31 protein-coding genes and 2 pseudogenes are annotated in these 26,769 nt (G+C 70.7%); 15 read left to right on the forward strand and 18 right to left on the reverse strand.

All coding sequences use genetic code 11. The features are described from left to right. Positions 1 to 839 precede the first annotated feature (839 nt). Positions 840 to 1,922 (reverse strand): LacI family DNA-binding transcriptional regulator, encoded by a 1,083-nt coding sequence (locus ACZ4O3_RS24970; protein ID WP_467724322.1) that lies wholly within the window; start codon positions 1,920 to 1,922, stop codon positions 840 to 842. A 307-nt stretch (positions 1,923 to 2,229) separates the two neighbouring features. Then, on the reverse strand, positions 2,230 to 2,754 hold the full coding sequence (locus ACZ4O3_RS24975) for a carboxypeptidase-like regulatory domain-containing protein (protein WP_467724323.1): 525 nt from the start codon (positions 2,752 to 2,754) through the stop codon (positions 2,230 to 2,232). A gap of 102 nt (positions 2,755 to 2,856) precedes the next feature. Between ACZ4O3_RS24975 and ACZ4O3_RS24980 the strand changes: the two genes are divergently transcribed. Next, entirely contained in the window at positions 2,857 to 3,228 is a 372-nt protein-coding gene (locus tag ACZ4O3_RS24980; protein WP_467724324.1) for a hypothetical protein, read from the forward strand. A 328-nt stretch (positions 3,229 to 3,556) separates the two neighbouring features. On the opposite strand, the pseudogene ACZ4O3_RS24985 reads toward ACZ4O3_RS24980, so the two are convergent. From ACZ4O3_RS24985 to ACZ4O3_RS25005, 5 genes and pseudogenes are all read right to left on the reverse strand, one after another. Beyond that, positions 3,557 to 3,688, reverse strand: a pseudogene (locus tag ACZ4O3_RS24985) (SDR family oxidoreductase); the annotation flags it as partial. Positions 3,689 to 3,701: 13 nt separating this feature from the next. Next, positions 3,702 to 4,025: pseudogene (locus ACZ4O3_RS24990) on the reverse strand (ABC transporter substrate-binding protein); the annotation flags it as partial. An 89-nt stretch (positions 4,026 to 4,114) separates the two neighbouring features. Next, on the reverse strand, positions 4,115 to 5,368 hold the full coding sequence (locus tag ACZ4O3_RS24995) for an MFS transporter (RefSeq protein ID WP_467724326.1): 1,254 nt from the start codon (positions 5,366 to 5,368) through the stop codon (positions 4,115 to 4,117). Next, positions 5,365 to 6,480 (reverse strand): PLP-dependent cysteine synthase family protein, encoded by a 1,116-nt coding sequence (locus ACZ4O3_RS25000; RefSeq protein WP_467724328.1) that lies wholly within the window; start codon positions 6,478 to 6,480, stop codon positions 5,365 to 5,367. The genes ACZ4O3_RS24995 and ACZ4O3_RS25000 overlap by 4 nt, the downstream gene beginning before the upstream one ends. 717 nt (positions 6,481 to 7,197) lie before the next feature. Further along, entirely contained in the window at positions 7,198 to 7,773 is a 576-nt protein-coding gene (locus ACZ4O3_RS25005; RefSeq protein ID WP_362723166.1) for a TetR/AcrR family transcriptional regulator, read from the reverse strand. A 122-nt stretch (positions 7,774 to 7,895) separates the two neighbouring features. Between ACZ4O3_RS25005 and ACZ4O3_RS25010 the strand changes: the two genes are divergently transcribed. Together ACZ4O3_RS25010 and ACZ4O3_RS25015 are read left to right on the forward strand one after the other, a co-directional pair. Further along, positions 7,896 to 8,525, forward strand: coding sequence for a class I SAM-dependent methyltransferase (locus ACZ4O3_RS25010; RefSeq protein ID WP_467724330.1), 630 nt, complete (start codon positions 7,896 to 7,898; stop codon positions 8,523 to 8,525). 90 nt (positions 8,526 to 8,615) lie between these two features. After that, positions 8,616 to 9,341, forward strand: coding sequence for a DUF2218 domain-containing protein (locus tag ACZ4O3_RS25015; protein ID WP_467724332.1), 726 nt, complete (start codon positions 8,616 to 8,618; stop codon positions 9,339 to 9,341). Between the two features lie 151 nt (positions 9,342 to 9,492). Here the strand turns inward: ACZ4O3_RS25015 and ACZ4O3_RS25020 are convergent, their stop codons facing one another. The 5 genes from ACZ4O3_RS25020 to ACZ4O3_RS25040 all read right to left on the reverse strand — a co-directional run bounded on the left by ACZ4O3_RS25020 (position 9,493) and on the right by ACZ4O3_RS25040 (position 15,037). Further along, positions 9,493 to 10,410 (reverse strand): M56 family metallopeptidase, encoded by a 918-nt coding sequence (locus ACZ4O3_RS25020; protein WP_467724334.1) that lies wholly within the window; start codon positions 10,408 to 10,410, stop codon positions 9,493 to 9,495. Between the two features lie 47 nt (positions 10,411 to 10,457). Continuing rightward, a complete protein-coding gene (locus ACZ4O3_RS25025; RefSeq protein ID WP_362723598.1) occupies positions 10,458 to 10,775 on the reverse strand; it encodes a BlaI/MecI/CopY family transcriptional regulator in 318 nt (105 codons plus the stop codon). Positions 10,776 to 10,940: 165 nt separating this feature from the next. Then, positions 10,941 to 12,578 carry a multicopper oxidase family protein gene (locus ACZ4O3_RS25030; protein WP_467724336.1) on the reverse strand — a complete coding sequence of 546 codons (1,638 nt, stop codon included), beginning with the start codon at positions 12,576 to 12,578 and terminating at the stop codon, positions 10,941 to 10,943. A gap of 723 nt (positions 12,579 to 13,301) precedes the next feature. Further along, positions 13,302 to 14,486: a permease gene (locus ACZ4O3_RS25035; RefSeq protein ID WP_362723604.1), complete on the reverse strand. Its 1,185-nt coding sequence runs from the start codon at positions 14,484 to 14,486 to the stop codon at positions 13,302 to 13,304. Next, positions 14,483 to 15,037 carry a MerR family DNA-binding protein gene (locus tag ACZ4O3_RS25040; protein WP_467724534.1) on the reverse strand — a complete coding sequence of 185 codons (555 nt, stop codon included), beginning with the start codon at positions 15,035 to 15,037 and terminating at the stop codon, positions 14,483 to 14,485. Before ACZ4O3_RS25040 ends, ACZ4O3_RS25035 begins: the two co-directional genes overlap by 4 nt. Positions 15,038 to 15,108: 71 nt before the next feature. Between ACZ4O3_RS25040 and ACZ4O3_RS25045 the strand changes: the two genes are divergently transcribed. The 10 genes from ACZ4O3_RS25045 (at position 15,109) to ACZ4O3_RS25090 (ending at position 22,078) form a co-directional block, all read left to right on the forward strand. Continuing rightward, complete coding sequence (locus ACZ4O3_RS25045) at positions 15,109 to 15,414, forward strand: hypothetical protein (protein ID WP_362723606.1); 306 nt, start codon at positions 15,109 to 15,111, stop codon at positions 15,412 to 15,414. Between the two features lie 495 nt (positions 15,415 to 15,909). Then, the gene (locus ACZ4O3_RS25050) at positions 15,910 to 16,287 is read left to right on the forward strand and encodes a hypothetical protein (protein WP_362723609.1); all 378 of its coding nucleotides are present in this window, start codon (positions 15,910 to 15,912) and stop codon (positions 16,285 to 16,287) included. 724 nt (positions 16,288 to 17,011) lie between these two features. Beyond that, positions 17,012 to 17,230, forward strand: a complete 219-nt coding sequence (locus ACZ4O3_RS25055; protein ID WP_467724536.1) for a hypothetical protein — start codon at positions 17,012 to 17,014, stop codon at positions 17,228 to 17,230. Between the two features lie 16 nt (positions 17,231 to 17,246). Continuing rightward, a complete protein-coding gene (locus ACZ4O3_RS25060; RefSeq protein ID WP_467724337.1) occupies positions 17,247 to 17,573 on the forward strand; it encodes a rhodanese-like domain-containing protein in 327 nt (108 codons plus the stop codon). 43 nt (positions 17,574 to 17,616) lie between these two features. Then, entirely contained in the window at positions 17,617 to 18,846 is a 1,230-nt protein-coding gene (locus tag ACZ4O3_RS25065) for an NAD(P)/FAD-dependent oxidoreductase (RefSeq protein ID WP_467724338.1), read from the forward strand. Between the two features lie 126 nt (positions 18,847 to 18,972). Then, a complete protein-coding gene (locus ACZ4O3_RS25070) occupies positions 18,973 to 20,358 on the forward strand; it encodes an MBL fold metallo-hydrolase (RefSeq protein WP_467724340.1) in 1,386 nt (461 codons plus the stop codon). A 212-nt stretch (positions 20,359 to 20,570) separates the two neighbouring features. Beyond that, complete coding sequence (locus ACZ4O3_RS25075; RefSeq protein WP_467724341.1) at positions 20,571 to 20,873, forward strand: three-helix bundle dimerization domain-containing protein; 303 nt, start codon at positions 20,571 to 20,573, stop codon at positions 20,871 to 20,873. Continuing rightward, positions 20,870 to 21,043 (forward strand): hypothetical protein, encoded by a 174-nt coding sequence (locus ACZ4O3_RS25080; protein WP_362727261.1) that lies wholly within the window; start codon positions 20,870 to 20,872, stop codon positions 21,041 to 21,043. The genes ACZ4O3_RS25075 and ACZ4O3_RS25080 overlap by 4 nt, the downstream gene beginning before the upstream one ends. 10 nt (positions 21,044 to 21,053) lie before the next feature. Then, positions 21,054 to 21,659: a class I SAM-dependent methyltransferase gene (locus ACZ4O3_RS25085; protein ID WP_467724342.1), complete on the forward strand. Its 606-nt coding sequence runs from the start codon at positions 21,054 to 21,056 to the stop codon at positions 21,657 to 21,659. Between the two features lie 128 nt (positions 21,660 to 21,787). Next, positions 21,788 to 22,078, forward strand: a complete 291-nt coding sequence (locus ACZ4O3_RS25090; RefSeq protein WP_362727257.1) for a hypothetical protein — start codon at positions 21,788 to 21,790, stop codon at positions 22,076 to 22,078. Positions 22,079 to 22,108: 30 nt separating this feature from the next. On the opposite strand, the gene ACZ4O3_RS25095 is transcribed toward ACZ4O3_RS25090, so the two are convergent. From ACZ4O3_RS25095 to sqr, 4 genes are read right to left on the reverse strand one after another with little or no spacing between them, the layout of a single operon-like run. Further along, positions 22,109 to 22,537, reverse strand: a complete 429-nt coding sequence (locus ACZ4O3_RS25095; RefSeq protein WP_467724344.1) for a PIG-L family deacetylase — start codon at positions 22,535 to 22,537, stop codon at positions 22,109 to 22,111. Position 22,538: 1 nt separating this feature from the next. Further along, positions 22,539 to 23,018, reverse strand: coding sequence for a DsrE/DsrF/DrsH-like family protein (locus tag ACZ4O3_RS25100; protein ID WP_362727252.1), 480 nt, complete (start codon positions 23,016 to 23,018; stop codon positions 22,539 to 22,541). Between the two features lie 16 nt (positions 23,019 to 23,034). Further along, positions 23,035 to 23,352 (reverse strand): TusE/DsrC/DsvC family sulfur relay protein, encoded by a 318-nt coding sequence (locus ACZ4O3_RS25105; RefSeq protein ID WP_362727250.1) that lies wholly within the window; start codon positions 23,350 to 23,352, stop codon positions 23,035 to 23,037. A 35-nt stretch (positions 23,353 to 23,387) separates the two neighbouring features. Continuing rightward, positions 23,388 to 24,629 (reverse strand): type III sulfide quinone reductase, selenoprotein subtype, encoded by a 1,242-nt coding sequence (gene sqr, locus ACZ4O3_RS25110; protein WP_467724346.1) that lies wholly within the window; start codon positions 24,627 to 24,629, stop codon positions 23,388 to 23,390. Between the two features lie 278 nt (positions 24,630 to 24,907). Between sqr and ACZ4O3_RS25115 the strand changes: the two genes are divergently transcribed. After that, complete coding sequence (locus ACZ4O3_RS25115; RefSeq protein WP_467724347.1) at positions 24,908 to 25,360, forward strand: OsmC family protein; 453 nt, start codon at positions 24,908 to 24,910, stop codon at positions 25,358 to 25,360. A 192-nt stretch (positions 25,361 to 25,552) separates the two neighbouring features. On the opposite strand, the gene ACZ4O3_RS25120 is transcribed toward ACZ4O3_RS25115, so the two are convergent. Continuing rightward, on the reverse strand, positions 25,553 to 25,723 hold the full coding sequence (locus tag ACZ4O3_RS25120; protein WP_467724349.1) for a hypothetical protein: 171 nt from the start codon (positions 25,721 to 25,723) through the stop codon (positions 25,553 to 25,555). Between the two features lie 104 nt (positions 25,724 to 25,827). On the opposite strand from ACZ4O3_RS25120, the gene ACZ4O3_RS25125 reads away from it, so the two are divergent. Next, complete coding sequence (locus tag ACZ4O3_RS25125; RefSeq protein WP_467724351.1) at positions 25,828 to 26,190, forward strand: thioredoxin family protein; 363 nt, start codon at positions 25,828 to 25,830, stop codon at positions 26,188 to 26,190. 58 nt (positions 26,191 to 26,248) lie between these two features. Here the strand turns inward: ACZ4O3_RS25125 and ACZ4O3_RS25130 are convergent, their stop codons facing one another. Beyond that, on the reverse strand, positions 26,249 to 26,758 hold the full coding sequence (locus ACZ4O3_RS25130) for a rhodanese-like domain-containing protein (RefSeq protein ID WP_467724353.1): 510 nt from the start codon (positions 26,756 to 26,758) through the stop codon (positions 26,249 to 26,251). Positions 26,759 to 26,769 lie beyond the last annotated feature (11 nt).

The following is a 26,769-nucleotide window of genomic DNA, read 5'->3' on the forward strand; positions in this document are numbered from 1 at the left end:
GCCGGCCGGACATCGTCGCCGCGGGGATGCGCCCCCTCGGTGTGACATACGCGACCCCGACGGGCCCCCGCGGGACCGGGACCGGTCATGGCTCTCGGGCCCGGCAGCCGGGGGCCGCACCCCCGGGAGCCGTTCCCCGGTCCCTGACACGTCCGCCCGGACGGCTGGAAAACACCCTTGCGCACGCCTGGCGCCCTCTCACCCGCCTCCGGTCGCGGTACCACCCGACGGACCGGGAGAGCCGGAGCCGTACTCAAGGGGACGCGGGCCCCCACTGATCCGCACCGGGGCGACCGGGGAGGCGCCGTCGGTCGCTCCCCGCCCGGCGCCGCACCGTGAACCTCGGCAGACGACGTGGCGCGCGACGGCGAAACCGGTCCTCTCGCACGGGGCCACCCGGCCCGGCCTCGGGCCTGACCGCATCGGCTTCCGCCGTGTCCATGGACACAGGACCTGCGGGCCCGGGCGCGTTCGCGCTCGCCGGCGGGAACGGCCGAGCCCCCGCCTCTCCGCCGGAACCGGAACAGCCGGACGGAAACACGACCGCCTCCGTGAATCCGTGAGCCCCGGCCCACCCCGTTTCCGTTGTCGGCGTCCCCACCCCGGCTCGCGCCACGATCCCGTCACACCGGACCGCCGCGCGGTCCGGCAGCGCCACGGTGCCTACGGCCCGTCCCCACCCCGGAACCCCGGCGCGGCGCGACACCCGCTGAGCCCCGCCACCGGGTACGCGGCGGCACGCCTGGGGACATCGCAGCCACGGAAGGCCTCCGCCCCGCGGCCCGGACCCGGCTCCCGGCAACGTCGGGCCCGCATCCCAGGGCCCGGGGAGCAGCCGCTCAGGCCGGTCGGACCGCGAGCGGTTTCTCCTCGCAGCCGCAGCTGGCGCGGCGGGCCACGGTGACCGGGAGCATGCGGGAGACGGGCTCACCGTCGCCCTTGCCGCTCAGCCGGCGCACCAGGAGTTCCGTCGCCTCCTCGCCCATCCGCACCATCGGCTGGCGCACGGTGGTGAGGGCGGGCCGTACGAGGCGGCTCAGCGGGATGCCGTCGAAGCCCGTCACGATCACGTCCTCGGGGACCGACAGGCCGCGGCGCTCCAGCTCGCGCAGGGCGCCCACGGCGGTCTGGTCGTTGGCGAAGACCAACGCGTCCGGCAGCGGGCCCGGCCGCTCGCACAGCCGCGCGGCAGCCCGGGCGCCCTCCTCCTGCGTCAGCCGGTCGAGACGGAGCGCGGGTTCGTCGCCGGTCGCCACGCCCAGGTCACGGCAGGCGAGCCGGAAGCCGTCGAACCGGGCCTGGACGTCGGGCGACTCCTCGATGGTGCCGACGTAGGCGGGGCGGCTGACGCCGTGGTCGACCAGGAGGTGGCGAGTCAGTTGGCGCTGGCCGTCCTCGTTGGCCGCCTCGATGTGGTCGAGGTGGTCGAGGTGCTCGGTGCCCTCGCGGGGGCCCGCGAGCATCACGACCGGTTTGCGACGGGAGATCACCTCGAGTTCCTCGGTGGGCACCGTGCGGGCCATCACCGCGAAGCCGTCGACGCGTCCGGCGACCTTGGCGACCAGTCCGGCGGCGCCGCCCTTCAGCGAGGCGGCGATCAGGAGGGCGTAGCCGTGGCGGCGGGCGGCGCGTTCCATGCCCCGGATGATCTGGTCCGAGTAGAGCATGGCCGTGTCGTCGTCCTCGGTGTCGGCCGCGGGGTCGCCGTAGTCGGGGAAGCACAGGCCGATGACACCGGTGGAACGGCTGGCCAGGCCGCGGGCGTTGCCGCTGGGCACGTACCCGAGTTCGCGGGCCGCGGCGAGCACGCGCTCGCGGGTGGTCGCACGGACCGAGTCGGGGGTGCGGTAGACGCGGGAGACGGTGGCGATGGAGACGCCCGCGCGCTCCGCCACGTCGTACACGGTGGGCGTGGCTGTCACGATGCGGTTCCGTTCACCGGTCGGGTCCGTGCCGGCGTTGCGGTCGTCGCGGAGTCCCCGAGAGAAATGAAAGCGCATTCACTGTAGGTGTCGACCGCCTGATCAGGCAAGCCTTGATCATGACACGGCGGCGGCCCCCTGAGCGCCGGTTCCTCGTGCGACCCTTCGCGCCCGAGGGACGGTGCGGGGGACGGGGTCGGGGCGGTCCACTGCGTAGCCGTGCCGGTGGCCGGGCCGCGACGCGGGCGTGGGGCGCGAGTTCGGGGGGAACGGCGTATCGCCTCGGGCGTCGGACGCGGTGTGCGGCTCATGTCCCTTCCGGCCGTCCGGGCGTGGAGGGCTGAGGCCGCCAGAGGGGCGAGGCCGCGCGACGGGCCCGCCCGGGCGCGGCGGGGCGGGGCGGGTTTCGCTCGTCCCGTCCCGCCGCGCCCGGTGTCACGCACGTGCGGATCAGCACCACGTCCGCCGTGACCGTCCGGCCTGCGACCAGCCGTACGGTCCGCGATTCCTCGCGGTACCCGGGCGCTGTGAAGGTCACCGTGGCCTCCGGGCCGGTGCGCGGGTCGAGACGGATGGCGTAGCGGCCGTCCGAGCCGGTCGTCAGGCGGTACGTGACCTGACGTGTGTGGATCCGGACGGTGACACCCGGCAGCGGGCGGCCGTCGTGGGCGCGCACCCGGCCGGTCAGCCGGCTGAGGGCTACGGGCTCGGTGACGTGCAGCGCGACCGGGACCGCGGGCACCCAGCAGGGGGTGTCCGTGGCGACGGTGAGCGCCGCCGTCCAGTCGCCGGCCAGGGCCGCGCGGCGGGAGTCCAGCGTGACGGTGACCATGGCGCTCCGGCCCGGACGCAGCGTGATCCGACGGACGTTCTCCGACAGCCACGGCACGTCGGACTCGACGGCGTCGTACCCGGGGAGCGCCTCGGCGACCGTTTGCGGCTGCGGGCGGCCGGCGCGGGTGCTGCCGCCGATCCGGTACATGCCCGGCGCCGCACCGCCCCGGAACGTCGGCTTCGCGGTCGTCGGCAGGGCAAGCTCGGCCCGCGGCATGCCGGAAAGATCTTCACCGTCGGCATCGAGGACACCCACTTCCGGATCCTGCGCGGCGAGGACGAACTCGCTGTCAGGCCCCGCAAGGTCGTCACCCGGCGCGTCGCCAGCCTTGCGGAACTGTCCGAAGCCCTGGACGAGGCAGCCGACCCGCAGGGCGTCACCCTGGTGGAGGTCATGCTCCCGGTGCAGGACGTCCCGCCGCTGCTGGCCGTTCTCTCGCAGGCCATCGCCAGCGCCAACGTCGCCGCCTGACGCCCGCAAACGGCCGCCCCCCGTGGGAACGGGGGGCGGCCGGGGACTGTAGCCGTTCGGTGTAGCTCCCGATCGTGGAGGATGCACCGAGCCAGTGGGACGTGGCCGAGGACGGGATCAGCGAGGCGGTAGAGCCGCACTCGGTGAAGGCGCTGGATGATCGGTTGACCGACGAGCTGGTCCCCCCGGGCTCAGGCCGGGGCCTGCGGCTGACGGGTGGGGGCGGGGTGCTCGAGCCAAGCGCCAGGCACGACATGAGGAAACCACACCTCGCTGTAACCCGGGGGAAGGCCCGACATGGAGCGATCGTGTCTCTGCACCCGGCTCGTCAGAATCCGTGTCGCATCCCTCCATCCACCGGCATCATGATTCCTGTGAGGTACGACGCGGAGGGCGAAAGAAGAAAGGCCGCGGTTCTTCCGAACTCCGCCGGCGTGCCGTCCCGACGTAGGGGACTATTCGTCTCTGGCTGCGATTGCTGCGTAGCCCATGAGCTGCTGAGCGGCGTCGGCGATGAGTCCGGCGACGAGGTCGACGCCGCCGCTCTGCAGGGCGGCCAGCGAGGAGGCGGCGTTGGGGGCGGCGCTGAACACCAGTTGGTCGGGTCCGGGGTGGCCGTCGAAGGCGCGCATCCGTACCTCGTGGTCGCGCTGCCAGTGCACGAAGCTGAACGGGCCGGTGCCGACAGGGTGTTCGGCGAACGCCTCGTCACCGACCCGCTCGATCAGCCGGGGCGGTACCACCACACCGCCGAACAGGGAGAGTTTGTCGGGGAGGATCGGGTCGCGGAGGGTCGAGAGGGAAGGGGACGGCCAACGTCGTGGGCCTCGCTCTCGGATGAGCATCCGGCGCCGAACTCCCACGGCCCGGAGCCGGGTACGTCACCTCATCCCGGTACGGGAGCCAGCCTTGGTGCCAGGTGCCCGGCGCGGTGCAGTCGCACGATCAGCCCCGCACAGGCGAACCCGGTGACGGCCAGCGCTGCCCACGGCAGCCATCGGATCCCGGTGTCGAACAGAGCACCGACGGCAAGATTTCCCAGCGAGATCGCGATGCCGGAGGCGGTGTTGTAAGCGCCGTAGTAGGTGGCAATGAGCCGGTCACCGGAAAACCGTACGACGGTGTCCATCTCGAAGGGGTAGAGCAGGGCCCCGCCCCAGGCCAGCAGGGCGGCACACAGAACGAGCGCGAGCACACTCGCAGTGAAGCCGAGAGATCCTGCATGCGGGCCGGGGAGCAGCGGCATGAACGCCGCCCCCATCACGATAAGGCCGTACGCGATGGCCTGCGGTCCGGCCAAAGTCCGCTTCGCCCACGCGGTCAGTTTCAGCTGGCCCGACAGCGCGGCCAGCGACGAGACGGCGAATACAGCGCCGGTTACCAGACCTGCCTGCTCACCGAAGAGGTCACGGGCTCTCAGCGGCAGGGCGAGATAGACCTGGAAGGCCAGGAGGTACGAACCGGTCATCGCGGCGGCAAAGAGGAGAAAGGGCCGGTTGGCGGCGACGGCACGCCAGTCGGCGGCCACCGCACGCCAGGCCGGCCCGGCGTCCCGGTCGGCCGGAGCGCGCGGGGGCAGGGCGCGAGCCTGGAGCACCGCAAGGGCGCCGAAGATGAGAGCCGCGACCGCACACACCGCGCTGAAGTCCCAGGCCAGCAATGCGAGTCCGGCGAGAGGGCCGACAAGGACACCCGCCTGGTAGAAGACGTTGAAGGCGGCGAAGGCTTCCACACGCCGTTCTTGGCCCACATCGGCGGCGAGATAGGCACGGACGGCCGGATTGAACAGCGCCCCGGCCAGACCCGTCAGCGCCGAGGCCCCGATCAGGGCAGGCAGCGAACCGGCCACCGCAAGCAGCCCGAAGGCGACCGTGCGCAGCACGCAACCGGTCAAGATCACGGGCTTGTAGCCGTAGCGGTCGGCGAGGGTGCCGCCGATGAGGAACATGCCCTGCTGGGAGAGGTTCCGGACGCCGAGCACCAGGCCCACCGTCCAGGCCGCCAGCCCGAGGCCGTGGGCGAGGTGGTCTGCCAGGTAGGGCATGAGCATGTAGAAGCCGAGGTTGATGGCGAACTGATTCACCATCAACAGCCGCGCCGGCCGGTCGAAGGAGGCCACCTGGGTCCGCAGTCCCCTCATCGCACGCCCGCCTTGGCCAGGTCGCGGCCCAGCGGGTCACGGACCTGACTGCACCGGGTCCAGTTGAGGACCACGCATTCGTCCGGATCGGCGATCTCGTCTGGTTCCTCCGGAGGCTGTTGGCCGAGGAGTTCATGCTCACGGCACCAGGCGTCGTTGTAGATCGTCTCCAGGTAGCGGTAGGGGCCGTCGGGAAAGATCGCGGCGATGCGGGTGCCGGCGGGGAAGGTACACGCGGCCCACCCCGCGACGAGCGCCACCGCCCCGACGCTCCAGCCGCCGGACGTGTAGTAGCGCCGGGCCAGCTGGCGGCACGCCCACACCGCCTCGGCCGGAGCCACCCAGTGGACCTCGGCGAAAGCGGCGTAGTCCACGTTCTCGGGGTGGATGCTGGAGCCAAGGCCACGCATGAGCCGGGGACCGGCGGGCTGTCCGAAGATCGTCGAGCCGACCGCGTCCACCCCGAGCAGCCGCAGCTCGGGGAGCGACTCGTGCAGTACTGCCGTCACACCGGCCGAGTGGCCGCCGGTGCCCACCGACGCCACCAGTACATCGATGCGGCCCAGCTGGGCGACGAGTTCGGCGGCGAGAGGCCGGTAGGCGGCTACATTGTCGGGGTTGTGGTATTGGTCCGGACAGTAGGCGCCCGGGGTTCGAGTCAGCAGCTCGGCCACACGCTCGCGGCGGGCCTCCTGCCAGCCGCCTTTCGGATGCGGGGCGGCGACCTGGTCGACGCGTGCACCGAGGGCGGTGAGGAGGCGGACCAGGGAGGGTTCCATGCCGGGGTCGGTGACGACGGTGACCGGGTGACCGTACGTCAGCCCGGCCAGGGCCAGCCCCAGGCCGAGGGTACCGCTGGAGGACTCGACGATCGGAGCGCCCGGCGCGAGGTCGCCGCGGCGTCGGGCCTCGGCGACCATGTGAAGGCCGGGGCGGTCCTTGATGCCGCCGGGATTGGTGCCTTCGAGCTTGGCGTAGAAGCCCCGGCCAGGTGGAGCGAAGGGTTCGCCGATCCACAGGACAGGGGTGTTGCCCACGAGTTGGGCGGGCCGGCGGGCGATGACGGGGAGCGGGGCATGCGCCCCGAGGGGTTCGAGCAGGGAGAGGTGCATGGGCGTACGGCTCCTTCGCACCATGCCCCGTGCGGGCGGGTGCGGTCGTGACGGATGAGGGGCGCGCGGGCACGCCTCGGTCACGCAGTGCGCGCGAGGTCAAGGCGTGCGGGCGGTCCTACTGACGCCAGACGCAGTGGTGTGTGAGGGTGCCGCGGCCGTCCTGTACTGGGCACCCGCCGGGTGGGTGGGTCCAGGCAGCGTGCGCAGACTCGGCCTCCGCGACCGGCGGTACCGGATCCGGACCGTGATGGCCGGATTCGAGGTCCGCGCGGTCAATGGTTTCCCGAGGCCGGTCCGCCGCGTGATCGATGTGCCCGTCGGCCTTGTGATCGTGCCAGGGACCCGGTCCGCACCCGTGATGGTTATCCGCCTCGGGCTGAGAACTGACCGCGACTTCGACAGTCAGGTGCGGCCCCGCAAAAGATGAGGCATGTACGGCACCCGCGAGGTGAACGCTGATCAGTACGACGAGGCCCAGCAGCAGGCCGGCGCGGCCCGGTCGCCTGGCGGCCCATGTCGCCGTCCATGCACTGATCACATACGGAGAGTATTCCATCAAACACCGAGTGTCATGCGTGGGGCGCATCCTGGCGGCCGACCAGAACCACCAGGCCCATCAGGAGAGGGCCTGGAGCAGGCTTGAATCAGGGCGGCGGTTCGGGCCACGCCGGTCGGCCTCGCGCACGGCTCCTCTCCCGTCCGGGAGCTGTACCGTCAGCGGGAAGGGCGCAGGCCGTCCACCGTGACCCGGACGAGCCTGCGCACCGCGGCCTCGGACGTCAGCCCGCCCGCGGCGGCCAGGGCGTACAGGCAGTAGGCGGCAAGCTCGTCAGGAGCCACGTCGTCCCGCACCTCGCCGGCGGCCGCGCCTTCGGCGACCAGGTCACTGACGAACGTGCGCAGATGCTTCTCGGCGTGCGCAACATGGTCGCCTCGGTGCAGTGCGGCACCGATCTCCGGATCGTGGCCCTGGCGCCGCCTTTGGATGGAGGCGTAGGCGTCCAGGACCATCGCGAGACGCTCTCCTGCGCTGCCGGGGCGGTCGCGCAAGGCGGCGAGTTCCTGAAGATGGCCGGCGATCTCCCGTTCGTGCCACGCCGTCATGATCGATTCGACGTCCGGGAAGTACTTGTACAGCGTCGCCCGGCCGATACCCGTGCCCTCGGCGATGCGGGACATCGTCACCCCGCGCAGCCCGTGCTCGGCCACCAGGGCCGCGGTGACCTTGAGCACCGCCTCCCGTACCGCGCGGCGATGCTCCTCGATCGTCTCGTTCCACAGCTTCGGCACACCCGGAGTATACGAGCTGACCGCATTAGATACACCATGGATTGACAGCGACACAATGTATCGATAACTCTGGCGGCAGACCTTACGGCCGGTCCGGCCGACCCCTGTGCAGGGAGGACGCCATGTCCGTCTCACCGCACCATCCCGGTGCAGCCGCCCCACACCAGCCCGACAACCACAACCTGTACGCCGGCCCGCCGCCGTGGGACATCGGCCGGCCTCAGCCCACCTTCCAAGCACTGGCCGACGCGGGCGCCGTCCACGGCCGGGTGCTAGATGTCGGCTGCGGCACCGGCGAGCACGCACTGATGGCCGCCCGACTCGGCCTGGACGCCACCGGCATCGACCTCGCCCCCAGGGCCCTGGAACTCGCGGCGAAGAAGGCCGAGGAACGGGGCCTGACCGCGCGATTCCTGCGCCACGACGCCCGGCTCCTGGCCGGCCTCGGCGAGACCTTCGACGTGCTCCTCGCCTCTCTGGTCCTCCACGGCTTCCGCGGTCAGGACCGTGAGGCATTCGTCGAGAGCTTGCACGCCGCGGTCAGGCCCGGCGGGCGCTGCTTCCTGCTCTGCTTCCGCGACGAGCCGCTGCCCACATCCGGGAGCACCCACCGGGTGGCGCCGCAGGAGGTCCGGACGGCGTTCGCCGACGGGTGGCGGATCGACACCATCGACGCCGCCACCATCGACAGCGCCCTTCCCGTCCGCCCCGAGGGCATCCGCGGCTGGCGCGCCGCCCTCACCAGGATCTGAACATCCCGCAGGCCCTCGCCCCCTAAAACCCGTCGATGCCCGCGCCGAATGTGCCCGCCCCCGACGGGCCGCCTGGAAGAAGGACATTCCATGCCGACTGCTGAAGCCCGCGTCGCGACCGACCGTGCCGACCGCTACCTCGCCCAACTCTGCGGTCACCTCAGCCGCATGAGCGGGATGCGCCGTCGACCGCCCACCCGACACGCCGACGGTCAACCTCACGATGACGGGCACAGGCCGCCGCGGGTGGAGCACGTCGACCACTCCGACACCTACGGAAGCATCCGCTTCGCGGGTGGCCTGTGCACCCTGCATGCCACCTCGGCCGCGCTGACACTGCACATCGACGCCGATGACGAGGACACCCTGCTGCGGCTCGAGAACGGCATCACCGGGCGCCTGGAGAAGATCGGCCGTCGCGACCAGTTGACGGTGACCTGGCGTCGGCCCGACGAACCTGAAGACCCACCCGGCGAGGCCGCCGGTCCCGTCCCCGCTTCGGCAACAGGCCCCGCCCGGTCCCGAGGGCACAGCAAGGCGATAGCCATGACGGTGGTGGGCGCACTGGTCGTCGCCGGACACATGGGGATCTTCGGCGCCGCGCTGGCCGCGTCGGCGTGGACCGAGTGGGGCGTCGATGCCGTCCTGGCGGTTGTCCTTCTCAAGGTCGTCTTCATGGGTGGCCACGTCGTCCTGGCGCGCTTCGCCATCCGTCGCGGCAAGACGGTCACGCTCTCCTGGATACAGCGGCACCGTCGCCTCGCGTCCCCGGCAGCGACCTCACCAGCGGCCGAGACCGCGACGATCAACGAGTGACAGGGACGTCCTCGACCTGCCCGGGTAGCATCAGAACGATGCCGTTCAGGGCGTCGGCTCGATCGTGGTCACGATTGCTGACGCCAACGGCGTGCCCACGACTTTCGCGTGGCGTCCCTGTTGCCGACAGGGTGAAGGGCAGCCACCCCTATCAAGTGACATCCGATTCGCCCCGAGAGAAGGCACGCGTGGCTGCAGTGCCGTGACACCTGTCGCCGTGATCGTGCACAGCCAGGGCCGCAGACCCGGCCGCAGCCCACAGCAGCACGGCCACGGCCACGGCCACCACGCTCGACGCCAGTCGGGCTCTGTCCAGGCGGCATGACGGAGTCCGCCCGCCTTCCGACTGGCAGATACGGGCGTCGAGCATCCGCGCCGACCCCATCGCCGCAGCCGGAGCGCCGACCGCCCACCTGGGATGTTCGACGACCCGCAGCAGGGCCCTCGCAACGGCCCGCCGCCCGCACTCGCTCACCGCCCGGCGGTCCGCCGCCATCTCCCGCCCCAGGGCAAGCCGTTCGGCCAGCTCCCCGATCACGGGCAAGAAGAACAGCCGGCCCACAAGCACCCGCACCAGGGCGCTCTGCAACAGATCCCGGCTTCGTACGTGCTCCCGCTCATGCGCCAGCACCGGCCCCAGCTCAGCCGGATCGAGCAGCGCCAGCAGCCCCGTACTCACCAGCACACTCGGCCGCAGCATCCCGTGCGTCAGCGCGAACGGCCGCCCGTCCTCGACCACGGCGACCCGATCGGCCAAGCCGGCACGCTCGGCAGCGGCACGTGCGACATCCGGGACCTCGACAGCCGCTGCGCATGTCTGCCGCCGGAAGGCGACCGTGCCGCGCACCATACGAATCGCCGCCACGGAGCCGACAGCCGCTCCGGCCCCGGCGAGGGCGACGGCGACGGCGACGGCGACGGCGACGGCGACCGTGGCAGGCAGGGCGCTCGGATGTCCTGCCCACGGCCCCTCAAGGCCCAGCGCATGCACCTGGCAAGCCAGCACCCCCACCACGCAGCAGGCGAACACCACCACGCTCACCCAGACCCGGACGGCGATCGACACCATCGCCCAGAAGGCGCGGTTCCCCGTCGGTGGGCGCCGGCCGGACGGGATCACGACTCCTCCAGCAAGCGCCGCAGCCGCTCCTTCGCCGAGGGGTCGGCGACCGAGGCGGCGACGAAATGCGTCACAGCCGCGTCCCCATAACGCTGCAGCACGTCCCGCACCGCGATGGCCGCCTCGTCGTCCACCACAGGCCGGCAGACGAAGCCACGGCCGCGCCGGGTCCGAGCGAGCACGCCCTTGTCGGCCAGCCGGACGAGCACGGTCATCACCGTGGTGTACGCCAAGTCTTCGGCACGGTCCTCGTTGAGCGTGTCCAGGACATCACGAACCGGCAGCGGGCCGGGTGCGGCCCACAACACGCGCATGGCGCCCCTCCACTCACTCGTCCACGGACCGACGGCGTTGGCTGATGCTCCATCAGGGGACTTCTCGCGGCATCACCAATCCGTCGAGGGCCCGAAGATCGCAGGCCATCTTGCGGGCGAGCCGGATCGCACCCGCGTGACCCTCCGGGCCCTGGAGTCGAAGGGTCAGCCCTGGTAGGCCACCAGCGCCATCATCCCGGCCTCACCGTGGTAGGCGTTGTGGCAGTGCAGCATCCACTGGCCGGGGTTGTCCGCGTCGAAGAAGACCGACACCGTCTTCTTCGGCAGCACGATGGCAGTGTCCTTGCGGGGCCCGCTGCTCCCGAGCTGGTAGGTGTGGCCGTGCAGGTGCATCGGGTGCCACATGGTGGTGGTGTTCACGAAGTCCAGCCGGACGCGCTGGCCCTGCTCCACCGTGATCGGATGTGCGGTCGGGTCGCTCATGTCGAACCGCCTGCCGTTGATGGCCCAGTCGTACGCCATCATGCTGCCGGTCAGCTCGACGCGGTGGACCCGATCCACCTTCTTCGACGGCAGCCGGGCATCGTCCGAAGCCTTCAGCTGCGACGCGGACATGATCATGCCGTCCAGTTCCTTCGGGCGGACGTTCGCCCTGGGACTGCCGCCGGAACCGGTGCGGACCAGAGCCATGCCGGTGGCATTTTTTCCCTCGGCCAGTGCGACCAGGGGGAAGACGCCGTCGTCAAGGGTGACCAGGACGTCGTAGCGTTCCCCCATTCCTATCAGCAGGGCGTCGACCTGCTGGTGCTGGACGGGGAAGCCGTCGGTGTGGGTGATGGTCAGTTTGTGGCCGGCGAGGGCGACGCGGTAGGCGGTGTCGCCGCCGGCGTTGATCAGCCGGATACGGATCCGCTTGCCGGGCTTGCTCCGGAAGACCTGCGGGTCGGCCGCGAGGCGGCCGTTGACCAGGTGGTGCGGGTACTTCACGTCGCCGGCGTCCCCGCCGAGAAGCGGGCTCTCGGCGCCCATGAGCATGAACTTCATCGACATGCCGCCGTCGGAGGGCGAGGCGGACGGGGAACTGCTCATCCCGCCCATGCCGGCGCTCATGTCCATGCCGCCCATGTTCCCCATGTCATGGCTGCTGTTGTCCGAGGGGCTGGACGAGGCGGTCGAAGTGCCGCCACTGTGCATGCCGCCCATGCCCCGCTTCAGCTCGGCGTAGACCTCGTCCGGGGTGCCGGTGACACCGTCCAGCCAGTCGTCGAGGACGACGACCCACTCCTCGTCGTACGACAGCGGCTCCTTGGGGTCCTCCACGATCAGCGGGGCGTACAGGCCCCGGTCGAGCTGGACTCCGACGTGGGGGTGGAAGAAGTAGGTACCGGGAGCATCGGCGAGGAAGCGGTATGTGAAGTTGCTTCCTGCTCGGACAGCCGCCTGGGTGGCCGGGGGGACGCCGTCCATGTCGTTGCGCAGAGCGATGCCGTGCCAGTGGATGGACGTCGTGGTCTTGTCCGGGAGCTGGTTGGACAGTGTGGCGGCCAGCTGGTCGCCGGCCGGGACACGCAGTTCTTTTCCAGGGGTCTGCCCGCTGAAAGCCCAGGTCTTCGCCATGATCCCAGCGCCCAGCTCGACCACGGCCGGGGCGGCGATCAGGGTCACCTCGTGCGTCCTGCCGTTGCTGGGGCGCTTCTTCTCGGCCGCGGCGACCGCGGAGCCGGAGGGGCTGACCAGGGCGGGGGTACTGCCGGAGCCGGAGTTGCTGCAGGCCGCGAGCGCGCCCGCGCCGGCGATGCCGAGCCCTGTCAGCAGTACGGATCGGCGGTTCATGGTGTTCACGGATGGTCCTCTTCTCGATTGCTTCGATTCGGTCGCGTGCGGGCACGGCTGTGCGCGTACGAGGACACGCGCAACCGCAGACGCGGCCTACAGCAGCAATCGGGAGAGGAGTGACAGATCGGGCGGTGCTCTGCTGATCGTGCCCGGAACATCCCGTCCGGGGGCAACACGTGAGGCAGAGGCCGGAACGGGGTCGATAGCGGTCCCGGCCGGAGGCACCAGTTTCACCGTGTCGACACTCGCGGTGGAACAGTGCTGCATCGCCATGCCCGAACAGACGCCGCCGCCACTAACGGCTATCGGAACAGCCGCCGGGGCCAGTGAGACAGGCCCCTTCGTACGAGCCGACGTCGGCAGGACGGAGCCGTGATCCATACCGTCCATGCCAGCCGCTTCGACCGCCCGCGAGGACGGGGTATGCGTCATCGGCGCGGCAGTCTCGTGGTGTACGAGAACGGCGAGGGCCGCGACCAGCGCGATGATCGCAGTTCGCGTCCAGCGGAGGACGACGCGGCGGGCATCGCTTCGCCGGCCGTTGGCTGTCGTCATGCCTTCCGCCCGCGCTCGGTGACGTCGGATGATCTCAATATACCCCCAGCGGGTAATTCCGCCGTAAAGGAAGAACACTCGCGACCGCTGTAGCGCAGCGGCTCTGTTCGTGTCTTGCCTGGCAGTGCTGCCGGCTGGTCGTCGAGGTCGTCGTGTTGCAGGCGGAGACGCGGCTCAGTGATGGTTCCCGTGCTGCATATGGTCATGGTCGTGCTCGCGTTCGGCACTATCGGACGAGCCTCCCATCATTCGCAGCATCGCCGGGCCGCCGGTGCGCAGGAAGCGGACGAGCAGGACTGCGGCCAGCAGCAGGAAGGCGATGTTGAGCCAGGTCGTGTAGTTCCAGGTGACCCCCTCCTCGGGGATCCTCGCGTGGGCCTGGTCGGGGATGAGGCCGAGGCCGCCGAAGGCGAACTCCACGACATATCCGGCCACCGCCATCGCGGCGAAGAAGGTGGCCAGCAGGAAGGCGGCCATCCTGGCCCCGTAGTACTTCCGGTAGATGTTGAGGATCGGCAGGATCAGCAGGTCGGCGTAGATGAAGGCGATCACGCCGCCGAAGCTGATGCCGCCCTTCCAGAGCACGACCGCGAGCGGGACGTTGCCGATCGAGCAGACGAATGTAGCGATGGCCACCAGCGGCCCGACGAGCGGGCCGATCAGCTTGGCTGCGAGGGGCTGGTCTGCGAGGAAGAAGGTGCGCCAGAAGTCGTCCGGCACCCAGGCAGCGATCGCGCCCGCAATCAGGAGCCCAGCCACCAGATCGCGCAGGATCGCCGCCCACTCCATGACGAAGATGTGCGACACGGAGGTGAAGCCGTCACGCGAGAACAGCCGCCGGGCGAAGCTCCCTCGTCCCCGCACCGACATGTCCATCGCCGCATGCCCCTCCATGGATCCCGCCAGCCCGCGCTCGGCCTGCTCCCGCGCCCGGTGCAGCAGTCGATCACGGAGGAACACGCGGAACAGCACCGCGAGTATGACGATCATGATCGGGCCGCCGACGAACTCGGCTGCGGTGAACTGCCAGCCCATCAGCAGAGCCAGGATCACGCCCAGTTCCACCACAAGGTTGGTCGACGCGATCTCGAACGCCATGGCCGCCGTGAAATCCGCACCCTTGCGGAACAGGGAGCGGGCGAGCGCCACGGCCGCATAGGAGCAGGATGAGGAGGCCGCGCCGAGCCCTGCGGACAGGGTGAGCGTACGCGGTCGGCTGTCGCCGAGCAGTCGTACGACCGTCTCCCGGCGCACCACCGCCTGGACGACCGCGGACAGGGCGAAGCCGAGGATCAGCGCCCAGGTGACCTCCCAGGTCATCGATCCGGCGATGGACAAGGCGTGCACGATCGCATTCATGTGTGCCCCCTTCGCAGTGGCGGCCCATCTCCACTCCGACTATACCCCCAGGGGGTATATATCCCACCCCTGGTCGTCAAGCGCTCGGTGAGGTCGGTGCCGATGCCTGCGGCTGTGTGCCGGGCAGCGTGTGCCGTGCCTGGCGGAGGGCTGTCTCTTCGATGATCGGGCAGATCGCCTCGGCTCCGCTGTTGAGTGTTCCCCGCGGGTGGGTCGGCGAGGGCTCGAGCGGCGCGCAAGGCGTCGCGCAGTTCCCGGGATTCGGCGATGCGACGCTCCGTCTCCGCCAGAAGCCTGTCGAGCAGGCAGACCAGGGCGCAGGGCGATCGGCCGTTGCGCCGGACGTCGAGGACGGCCTTGATCTCCTTGCGGGTCATCCCGAGGGCCTGTGCCTGGCGGATGAACCGGAGGACGGGCAGGTCCTCGGGTTGGTACGTGCGATAGCCGGAGGCGGTGCGGGCGGGTGGGGCGATGAGTCGCGTGGATCTCGTAGAGGCGTACGACCTTCGGGTTAGCCGGGTCTGCTGGGCGACGCGGCCGACGGTGAGCAGGCGGTGCGGTTCCTTGGGCGGGCCGTGTCGGTTTGGCCTTGTCCCTGGGGCAGGGTTCTAGCGTCCGGTTCATGAGCGAGCGGGCCGGTGAGCGGACCGGCGGGCAGATCGTGGTGAGCCCGCTGAGCAGTGCGAGTGCCGAGGTACTGGCGCGGGCGGAGCATGCCCGTCTGGCGCTCAGCGGTGGACTCGATCAGGCCGCGGTCGGCGTCGCCTCCGGTTGCCTCTGCCGGGTGGCCGCTGCCCAGGAAGGTCCTGGCGCCGATGACGGTGAAGCCCATGTAGTCGGCCTTGTCGCCGGCCCGCTTCAGCTGCACGACGGAGTCAAGGACATCGACCGCGGACAGGACTGCTCCAACAGGGTCCGCGGGATCTGATGACGCCGGTTCGGCTCACGCCGGACCAGGGCCTGGACGCCGATGCCTTGGCGCACATTTCCCCGGCCCGCAGCTTTGCGGCCAACTCCTACGGGCTCCATCACAATCGACTCCGCACGCGAACTCGCACGCTGAACGAGAAGGGCCACCGCCCGCTGTGCACGGTGTCCATGGACGATCCGGAGGTCGGCCTGTGACCGTGGTCGGTCCCAGCGGCGGTTGAAACGCAGGCCGCCCTGCTGGGGGGACGGCCTGGCAGCGATGGGCGAGTCAGCCGACGTGGATGACATAGACACGGGCGAAGTGTGCGGATGTGGGCGCCGTGGAGGTGTCCGGCGATGGCGGGGTCAGACCTTCCGACTACCGCGGCGCCGCATGGTCACGAACGCACCGCCGCCGCCCGCGAGGACCACCAACGCGGCCCCGGCCGCTATCCGCACGGGCGCCGAACTGTTGACGCTGCCCCCTGCGCCGGCTTTGACGACCCCTTGAGGGGTGGGCGGAATCGACGTCGTCGGCGTGGCGGACGGCATCGTCATGGTGCAGGTCATTTTCATGGCAGACGGCTTTGTCATGCCGGACGACATCGTCATGGTGCAAGGCATCGCCATGCCGGACGGCATCGTCATGCCGGAGGGCATCGCCATGCCGGACGGCATCGGCATGATGCAGGTCATCGACATCGTGGGGGTGGACGACCGCTGCATGGTGCAGCTCGGTGACGCGCCGGGTGTGCCCGTCGGTGCTGGCCTCGCGTTCGCCGGCGCGGCGAGAGCGGTCAGGGAGATCGTTGCGGCGGCGAGGGCAGCGGCGGCTATGCGACCAGGGCGCATGGTTCTCTCCTCTGCCGGACGCGGCCCGGTGACCGCGTGAGGGGGTTCCGGCATATGACGATGAAAACGCCGTCCTGACGGGCATCGCGACGCGAGCTGATCAACTCCGATCATCGGATGGAGCGTAGTCATGGCCCCGATCGAGCCGTTTTCCCGAGTAACTTATGCACGCCTGCGCCATCGGAAACCGAGGTTGCGCCGTCCGCCTTCTGGGTGACGGCCGGAGCGTGGCCACGGCGGAGGTGGCCTGGTGGATGATGTGCTCGGGCTCGTGCGGTGGGTCGGGATCCACGGCCACCGGACCAGCCGGTTACAGGCTTCGGCCTATACCTGGGCGCGCCGCTGCCCGCCCGGCCGTTATCCAGATCCGGGGAGTCCTCCAGCGGCGCCGCCTGCACCTGCATATCGCGAACGGCGCATGGACCGGCTTCGATCCCACGGCGGACGACCCGAAGACCACAGCCTCGGCGGCAAGCCTTCCTGTCGCCGATCATGCCTCGCTGGAACGCCAGGACCGGCGAGCAAGTGACCACCGCTTACCAGCCAGCCGGTCCAGCCCCAATCGCCGTCCTACCACATCTGCACCAGGCCCTCGGCAACCCGCTCAGCAACACCGCCCGCCACTGCCGCCGAAGCACTCGTAGAGGTGACCGACACCGGTCCGGCATCCCCGCCGACGAGCTGCCGCAGGTCTCGACCGCCTGTGGCGTGGGGCACGGGCTCGCGCCTAAGGCGGCGGCACCGGCCTCGCCGTCGTCAAGGAACTGGTCACCACCCACGGCGGCACGGTCACGACGGGCTCCGGACCGAGCGGCGGGACACGAATGGCCCTCCAGCTCCCCAGGTTCACCGCACAGGGGCCCAGCTCGTTCGCGACGCCGTCACCAAGCCGCCACTCACCCCGGAGGCAAATACCCCCTGGGGTATTTGACGCTCCTCCGCCGACGGTCGTACTCTCACCGGAGAGATACCCCCTGGGGTAATTGAGGAGGCAACGAAGTGGCTCGTGAAGTTGCGCAGGAGCCGTTCGCGGCGGCCTGGGCCGACGGCGCGCTCGTGGTCGACGTACGGGAGGCGGACGAGTATGCGGCCGGGCACGTCCCCGGCGCGCGGCCGATGCCGCTGCGCACCGTACCCACCCGGTGCGGTGAACTGCCCGCCGGACGACAGGTGTACGTGATCTGCGCCAGCGGCAACCGCAGCAGGACCGCCGCCGACTGGATGGACTCCCACGGCGTCGACGCCTGCTCCGTCACCGGCGGCACCAGCGCCTGGGCTCGCGGCGGCCGCCCCGTCGCGGCCGGTTCACACGAGCACGCCTCCTGACCCCCGCCGCCCGCACACCGGCCAGCCGGAAAGGAGCCCCGCCTTGGCCGCAACACCCTCTCCCACCGACGCCCCGATCTCCGGTCGTCACCGAATCGCCGTGATCGGCGGTGGCAGCGCCGGCATCAGCGTCGCCGCCCGCCTCCGCCGCGCCGGCGTCAGCGACATCACCCTGATCGAACCGTCCGACACCCACTGGTACCAGCCACTGTGGACCCTGGTCGGCGGCGGCCAGGCCCCTCTGAGCACCACCCGCCGCCCCGAGGCGTCGGTCATACCGGACGGCGTGCGCTGGATCCGCCGCCGAGCCCTGGCCGTCGACCCCGAGGCCCGCACGGTGACCCTGTCCGGCGGCGCCGAACTCACCTACGAGTACCTGGTCATGGCGCCCGGCCTCCAACTCGACTGGGACGGCGTACCGGGCCTCGCCGAAGCCGTCGGCCACGACCGGGTGAGCAGCAACTACGCGCCCGAGTACGCCCCGCGCACCTGGGAGCTGATCAGGCGGATGCGCTCGGGTACGGCCGTCTTCACGCACCCGGCGTCTCCGCTGAAGTGCGGCGGCGCCCCGCAGAAGATCGCCTACCTGGCCGCCGACCACTGGCGCAGGCAGAAGGTCCTCGACGACATCCGGATCATCCTCGTCGTCCCCGATCCGGCACTGTTCAAGGTGCCCGCCTGGTCACGGGTCCTGGAGAAGGTGGCCGACCGGTACGGCATCGAGGTGCGGCTGCGCTCGGAGATGACCGCCGTCGACGGCGACGGCCGCGAGGTCACGGTCACCGACCACGCGAACGGCACGAAGGAGACCATCGGCTACGACCTTCTGCACGCCGTGCCGCCGCAGAGCGCCCCCGACTGGGTCAAGGCGAGCCCGCTCGCCGACCCGGCCAGTCCGCAGGGCTTCGTCGCCGCCGGCAAACACACCCTCCAGCACCCGTCGTACGGAGACGTCTTCGCCCTCGGCGACGTGGCGAACCTGCCCACGTCCAAGACCGGCGCGGCCGTACGCAAGCAGGCCCCGGTGGTCGCGGCGAACCTGCTGGACGTGATGAACGGACGCTCCCCGTCCCGGCGTTACGACGGCTACACCTCCTGTCCTCTGGTGACCGCCCGCGACCGGATGCTGCTCGCCGAGTTCGACTACGACCTCAACCCGACGCCCAGCTTCCCACTGATCAGCCCGTTCAAGGAGCGGCGCACGATGTGGGCGTTCAAGCGGTACGGCCTGCCGCCGGTGTACTGGCACGGCATGCTCACCGGCCGCCTCTGACCGGTCGGCCCGGGCCTCCCCCGACCCGGGCCGACCACCAGCCCGCCCTCCGACAAGAACGGACCAGACACTTCTTACATACCCCCCGGGGTAATTAACCCCATTCGGCATGGAGGTCATCCGACCATGTTCTTCGCCCAGTACTACCTCGACTGCCTCTCCCAGGCGTCGTACCTGATCGCCGACGAGACCACGGGCAAGGCCGTCGTCGTCGACCCGCGCCGCGACGTCTCGGAATACCTCACCGACGCAGCCGCCCACGGCTTCACCATCGAGGCCGTCGTCAACACCCACTTCCACGCCGACTTCCTCGCCGGCCACCTGGAACTCGCCGATCGCACCGGCGCCTGGATCGGCTACGGGCAGCGCGCCGAGGCGGAGTACCCCATCCGCAAGCTGACCGACGGAGAACGCATCAGCCTCGGCGACGTCCAGCTGCGGATCCTCGAAACCCCGGGCCACACACCGGAATCGATCAGCGTCCTGGTGTACGAGCACGCCGACGACGCGGTCCCCTACGGCGTCCTCACCGGGGACGCACTGTTCATCGGCGACGTGGGCCGGCCCGACCTGCTGGCCTCGATCGGCGTGACCGCCGACGAACTCGGCAAGATGCTCTACGACAGCATCCAGAACAAACTGATGGCCCTCCCGGACGCCGTGCGGGTCTTCCCCGCCCACGGCGCCGGCTCCGCCTGCGGCAAGAACCTCTCCACCCAGCGCCAGTCCACCATCGGCGAGCAGCGTGCCACCAACTACGCCTGCCGGCCGATGAGCGAGGAGAGGTTCGTGGAGCTGGTGACAGCAGGCCAGCCGGCCGCTCCCGCCTACTTCGTCTACGACGCCATCCTCAACCGCAAGGAGCACGGTCTGTTCGATGCGGCCGCCGCGCCCCGGCCGCTGTCGGTGGAGGAGTTCATGGCGCGGCGCGCGGCGGGGGCGGTCGTGGTCGACGCCCGCTCACCGCAGGACTTCGCTCCCGGGTATCTGCGCGGCGCGGTCAACGTGCCCGCGGACGGCCGCTTCGCCGAGCAGGCGGGCATGGTCGTCGGCCCCGAGCAGGAGGTCGTCGTCATCGCGCCGCAGGACCGGGAGGAGGAGGCCGTCACCCGGCTCGCCCGGATCGGCTTCGACAAGGTCGGCGGCTATCTGCGCGAACCCGAGGGCGCCTTCCCCGCCCTGGCCGACGAGATGGAGCAGGCCAGCCGCCTGACCGCCGACGAACTGCGCCGGCTGCTCGACGGCGACGAACCTCCGCTGGTGCTGGACGTGCGCAACACCGGCGAACGCGAAGAGGGCTTCATCGAGGGGGCGTCGCACATCCCGCTGGCCGAACTGTCCCGCCGTATCGACGAGATACCGGCCGACCGTCCCGTGGTCGTGCACTGCGCGGGCGGCCACCGCTCCTCCATCGCGGCCAGCCTGCTGCGCAGCAAGGGCCGCACCGACGTCTCCGACCTGCTCGGCGGTTACGGCGCCTGGCTCGCCCTGCCGGCCTCGGCCGACGTCTGATCCGCCGCGCTCCCGGGCGGCGGCCGCGGGCATCGGCCGCCGCCCCCCACCAAACACTTTCGAAGACAGTGAGGTCCTCGTTGCGGGCGGGATTCGCCGGTGCCTCGCCGACCGGCAGCAGGGGCGTATCCCTCCGGTCAGCGAGGCCGAACTGGAGAAGCTGTTCCTGGCCCTCGCCTGACCACGGAGCCCATACCTCAGGGGGTGCAGAGATGATCTCCTTCTCCGTCGTCGCCGACCGGGTCCCGCCGGGCAGCCACTGCCCCGACACCCGACCGGCCGGCGCACCGAGCGCCGCGGCGGAGCAGCGCACCCGCGAGGACGTCCTGGCTCGGCTCATGTGCCGGTTTCCGGACGTCCCGTCCCAGACACCGGCGACGGCGTCGGCAGAGGCGGTCGCGTTCTTCGCCGACGCGCGCGTACGCCACTACGTTCCCGTTCTGGCCTTCAGGCGCGCCTCGGGGCGACTGTCCGAACGCTCCGGCATCCTCGGCGAGAGAGGCGGTGAGGCATGAGACCGACCCCGAAGTGCGTACTCGACCGATGCCGCCCCTGCAACGCCTGCATCGCTCCGGACCCCAGCGGCTGCCCCTACCCCTATCTGCTCGCCGGGGACGACACGGCGGCCCAGGACGACGACACCGACACGGACGAGGATTCCGTTCACGCGGAGGGACAGGGATGAGGTGCGAAGTATGGACGCGGCGAGCTGGAACGAGCGCTACCGGGGCAGCGAACTGGTCTGGAAGGCCGGCCCCAACCGGTTCGTCGAGGAGGAGCTGGCCGGTCTGGAACCGTCCGGGCGGGCGGTGGACCTCGCCGCGGGCGAGGGACGCAACGCGGTCTGGCTCGCGGAACGGGGCTGGGAGGTGGACGCCGTCGACTTCTCCGGCGTAGCGCTGGAGAAGGCGGATCGGCCGGCCGCGGAACGGGGTGTGCGGCTGCGTACCGTCCGCGCCGATCTCACGGTCTGGGCGCCGACGGAGGCGACGTACGACCTGGCGCTGATCGCGTATCTGCACCTGCCGTGGCCGGAGCTGTCCCGGGTGCTGCTCCGCGCCGCCACCGCCGTGCGCCAGGGCGGGACCCTGCTGCTCGTCGGCCATCACGCTGCCAACCCCGAGCACGGCCACGGCGGTCCTCAGGATCCTCGCGTGCTGTACACCGCCGAGCAGGTCGCCGACCTGTGGCGGCCGTACGCCGACATCCTGCGGGCCGAGACGGTCACCCGCCCGGTGAAGGACGCCGAGGGCGTCGACCGCACGGCCCTCGACGCGCTCGTCCGCGCCGTACGGAGATGACGGCCGCGTGCGGGGAACAACGCTGCCTCGCACGACGCTGACACTGATACCCCGCCAGGTATCCGAGTCGCAGCCGACACGACACACCCCGGGAGCCGTCACCGACCCGGCGAAGGAGCGTGCGAACGATGACCACGGCAGGACACGACCGTCCCCCTACGGGCGAGGGCGGCCGCATCGTGACCACCTGCGGGCGCAGGATCGCCGTACGGCGCCTGCGGCTCGCGCCCGCGGACCGGCACATCAGCCGGGTCACCCTGGACGTGGGCCGGGACCAGGGCGGTGAACCGGGTGTGTGGGCGGCGCTCACCTCCGACGAGGCGCGTGACCTGGCCCGCCTGCTCCTTCTGCAGGCCGGCCTGGCCGAGCGCGGTACCGAGCCCGTCGTTTCGACGCGTGGGGACTCCCCCTCGCCCTGACCGGCCCCTCACCGAGTCCCTCCAGAGGCCTCAGATACTCCCGGTCGCGCTGGAGTTCGGGTGGCCGGTGAAACCCACCGTGTCGAACACCAGCAGATGGCTGGGGGCAGCTCGCCGATGAAGCGAGACACGTCCGCGGCGAGGCGGGGCACCGGGATGTCGTGCAGCGCGCCGTCCGGATGTCCAGTCAGTTCCACTCAGTTCCACGCGTGCTACGCCCAGTTCCCTCGCGGCGCCGGCGAGTTCGTCCGCGCGTACGGTGCGCAGGTCGCCGGGCCTGCCGTGCAGGGTGGACATCTCGCTGTGGGTGAAGCAGAGGACCGCCGTGGGCACGCCGGTGTCGGACAGCAGGGCCAGGAGGCCGCCCAGGCCGAACGATTCGTCGTCGGGATGGGCGACCACCGCGAACACACGCCGTATTCCGTCCGGCAGACCGTATCCGGTGCCTGTGCCGGCCATCTCAGGTGTAGATGATCTGGCCGCCGGCCGCGTGCTCGTAGAACTCGCCGACCGTGATGATGCCCTGGACCTGCTCGACGAGGTCGTCCTTGCCGAGTTCGAAGAGGTCGACGGACGCCTTGCAGGCGTAGATGCCCGCGCCGGTGTCGGCGATCATCTCGATGAACTCGGGGATCGGCGGAATGTCGAGCTTGTCCATCTTGCGTTCCATGTAACGGGTGACCAGGTCCGGGACCCCCGGCATGCCGCCCAGCAGGGTCGGCAGATGCAGACCAGGGTTGCCGACCGTGGCCAGCTTGATGTGCTCCCAGCGCTTCTTCGTGATCGCGTCCAGCCCGAAGAAGGTGAAGAACAGGTCGGCCTCGATGCCCTCGGCGCGGGCACCGTTGGCCATGATCAGCGCCGGGTAGATCCCCTCCAGGGAACCCTTGGATACGATGATCGACACCTTCTCGATCGTGGTCGTGACCGTGTCCGCCATGGCGAACCCCTCCTTCTCAGATGCAGCCGCGCGGCTTGGGGATCCCGGCGATCCTCGCGGCGGTCTTCGCCGGGCCCTTGGGGAAGAGCTGGTAGAGGTCCTTGACGCTCACGCCGGAGGTCTTGCCGAGGACGCGCACGGTGGGGCCGGTGCCCTTGGCGGCGTACTGGGCGCGCATGAAACGGATGACCGTCCAGTGCCGGTCGGTCAGTTCGCCGATTCCCTGCTCGCGGGCGATCTGGGCGGCCATCGGCTCGGTCCAGCGGGCCGGGTCGGTGAAGAAGCCCTCGTCGTCGACGGGGACGGCGGTGCCGTCGTAGGTGGCGGTGGGCATGGTGGGGTCCTCTCTCCTCGGACGGACACGTGGTCTCAGGCGGACACGTGGTGTTTGCCGTGCTCGGGCATGGCCGAGCCGATCCCGGGCACTTCCCGGCCGGGGAGCAAGCTGTGCCAGTACAGCCACTCGAAGGCCAGCTTGCCGAAGTGGCTCGCGTGCGACTCCTTCAGCAGCGGCAGACCGAGCGGGCCCGGGAAGTGGCCGGGCAGGGGCTCGGTGTCGTAGTTGAAGTCGATCAGGAGGGCCTTGTGGAAGCCGGTCTCCACGAAGCAGTTGGTGTGCCCGTCGAAGGAGGCGTCCAGCGGCTGCCCGGCCAGGAAGCGGCCGATGTTGTGCACCAGCACCTCACCCTCGAAGTGCGCCACGGACCCCGCCTTGGACGCCGGCAGGCCCGCCGCGTCCCCGATCGCGAACACCTCGGGGCGGTCGGGGTGCTGGAGGGTGTGGGGGTCGACGGGTATGAAACCCAGTTCGTCGCCCAGCCCCTCGGAGCGGCCGACGTACTCGGCGCCGCCGTGCAGCGGCACGACCACGGCCAGGTCGAACGGCAGCTCCCGTTCGTCGTAGGACACCAGCCGGCCCCCGGCGCCGTCGACCTCGCCGAGCGTGAACTCGGTGACCAGCTCGATGCCCTTGTCCGCCAGCAGGCCGCCCAGCACCTTCGCCGCGACCGGCTTGGTGAAAGCGCCGTCGAGCGGGGTGGCGTAGGTCAGCTGGACGCGATTGCGGATGCCGCGCCGCTGGAAGTACCAGTCGGCCAGGAACGCGAACTCCAGCGGCGCAACAGGGCACTTGAGCGGCAGGTCCGCGACGTCGATCACGACCCGGCCGCCGTCGAAACGCTCCAGCGCCTGATGGACGCCGACGGCGCCGGGCAGGTCGTAGAAGGTGAAGACCTTCTCGCCCCAGCCCTCTCCGGTCAGCCCCTCGGTCTCCTCCGGAAGCAACTCGGCCCCGGTGGCGACCACGAGAACGTCGTACACCAGCCGGATGCCCCCGGCGAGGTGCACCGCCCGTGCATCCAGGTCGACCCGCGCGATCCGCGCCTGCTTGTAGTCGACACCGGCGTCCAGTTGCTGCGGGCGGGAGCGGACGAGGTGGTGCGGCTCCGCCAGACCGAAGGGGACGAACAACAGGCCCGGCTGGTAGACGTGGTCGTCGTCCTGGTCGACGACCGTGACCCGGAGTTCATGGCCGTCATCCGTGCGACACAGGCGGTTGGCGGTCATGGTGCCCGCTGTCCCGCCGCCGAGAATCACGATGTGTCTGCCCATGCCTCCACTGTGGTGCGGGAGATGACAGCGGGGCATGGGCCACTCGGGCCCAGTCGGGTACCCACCCGGGTATGCCTTCGGCGGCGCCCGTCACGCCTCAGGGGGGCCGCTTAGACGTACAAACCCCCTGGAAAAATACCGGGCAGGGTATATCAACGTGGCGGCGGACACGAGGGCCGAACGGTCCTCGGCGCACCCCGTCGGCCCTTCGCCCCGCCCCCGTGCTCGGCGGTCGACTGGAATCCGGAGCAGCCGACACCAGCGAGAAGGGGCCGGCCATGACCGACAGCACACTCCAGTCCCTCGGCACGAGCCGTCCGCAGTCTGTGGACGACCATCGTCTGGAGGTCATCCACGTCGAGCAGGACGTCTACACGGTGGACGTCCGTGGGCACCGCCTCCGGGTCGACCAACCTCTGGAGGCGGGCGGTACGGACACCGCACCCACCCCGACCGAGCTCTTCGCGGCCTCCCTGGCCGCCTGCGTGGCGTTCCACTCGGGCCGCTACCTCCAGCGGCACGGCCTGCCCCGCGCCGGACTGCGCGTCCGTGCGGAGTTCACCATGGCCGCCGACCGCCCGGCGCGCGTCGGCTCCCTGCGCCTCGTGATCGCCCCTCCACCGGAGCTGCCCGAGCAGCGCCGTGCGGGTCTGCTGGCCGTGGCGTCACACTGCACGGTCCACAACACCCTTCACCAGCCGCCCGAGGTCGACATAGAGCTGGAGTCGTGAGCGCCCCCTCGGCGCCGGGTGTGCCGTCGGCCTGGCCGGCCCGCATCCGGGCCGGCCTCATCGACGCAGTCGACCTGATCGCCACGCACGGCCACCGACTGCTGCCCGACTACCGCTTCGACGCGCACACCGGCCAGTGGCACCACCGTGACGGCACCGACGACCCGCCGCTGCGGCTGACCGACGTGCGCTTCACGGCCGACGGCCGACGGCCGGCTCTCGGCCCCGGAAGCCCGCCACCGCCGACTGGGCGAGGAGGCGCTGGCCGGCCAACTCGCCCGCGCCCACGAGGCGCTGGCCGCCCGTCCCGACCACCCGGACGACGGCCCCAACGGCCTGCTGGCCGACTTCGAGCGTATGCACTGGTTACCGTTGCCGCCGGTTGCGTGGAACAACTCCGACCCAGCGCCGGTTGAACCGTACGGACACCAATACCCCACCGGGTATAAGAGAGGGGAGCGGAACCCTTGCCGACCGTGGAACTGACCAAGGACAACTTCGAGGAGACCGTCACCGGCTCCGGCATCGTGCTGATCGACTTCTGGGCGGCCTGGTGCGGCCCGTGCCGGATGTTCGGCCCCGTCTACGAGAACGCCGCGGAGCGCCACCCGGACATTGTCTTCGGTAAGGTCGACACCGAGGCGCAGCCCGAGCTCGCCGGGGCGTTCCGGATCTCGTCCATCCCCACCCTCATGGCCGTCCGCGACCGGACGGTGCTCTACTCCCAGCCCGGCGCCCTGCCTCCGCAGGCACTGGAGGAGCTCATCGGCAGGATCCGAGCCGTCGACATGGACGACGTCCGCCCGAAGGCGACCACACGTTCGACATGAGAGAACTGCCGTTCAGGGCACCGGCGCGGTCCGCGCCGGTGCCCTGAACGGCGAGCGTTCAGCGGCTGCGGAGGACGGCGAGCGCGGCGTCCAGGTCGGCCGCCCGCGGGCGGTTGTGCGGCAGTTTGCCGAGCACGGCCGCCACGCCGCAGGTGTTCGTGACGGCGGAGAAGACCAGGCCGCCCGCGATGCCGGCCGAGATCAACAGGAGGGCCGGGTGCACGAGCATACCGAGGACGAGGCCGATGAGGACCAGCGTGCCGGCGGTGAAGCGCACCTGACGTTCCATGCTCCAGCCGGCCCGGCTCTCGCAGGCCGCCGGAGTGTGGAGGTCGTGCCCCTCGGCGGCCCAGGCACCGGTGCCGCCGGCGAGGGTCGCCGTGGTGATGCCCTGCTCGGCCAGGAGCTTGCAGGCGTTCTCGGAGCGGGCGCCCGAGGCGCAGACGACGAGGACGTCGCCGCGCTCGGCGGCGTGCCGTATCTCCGGCAGCGCACGCCGGATGTGGTCGAGGGGGATGTTGACGGCGCCGGGCAGGTGCCCGGAGGCGTACTCGACGGGCGTGCGCACGTCGATGACGG

It is taken from the genome of Streptomyces sp. NPDC026515 (assembly GCF_055567595.1).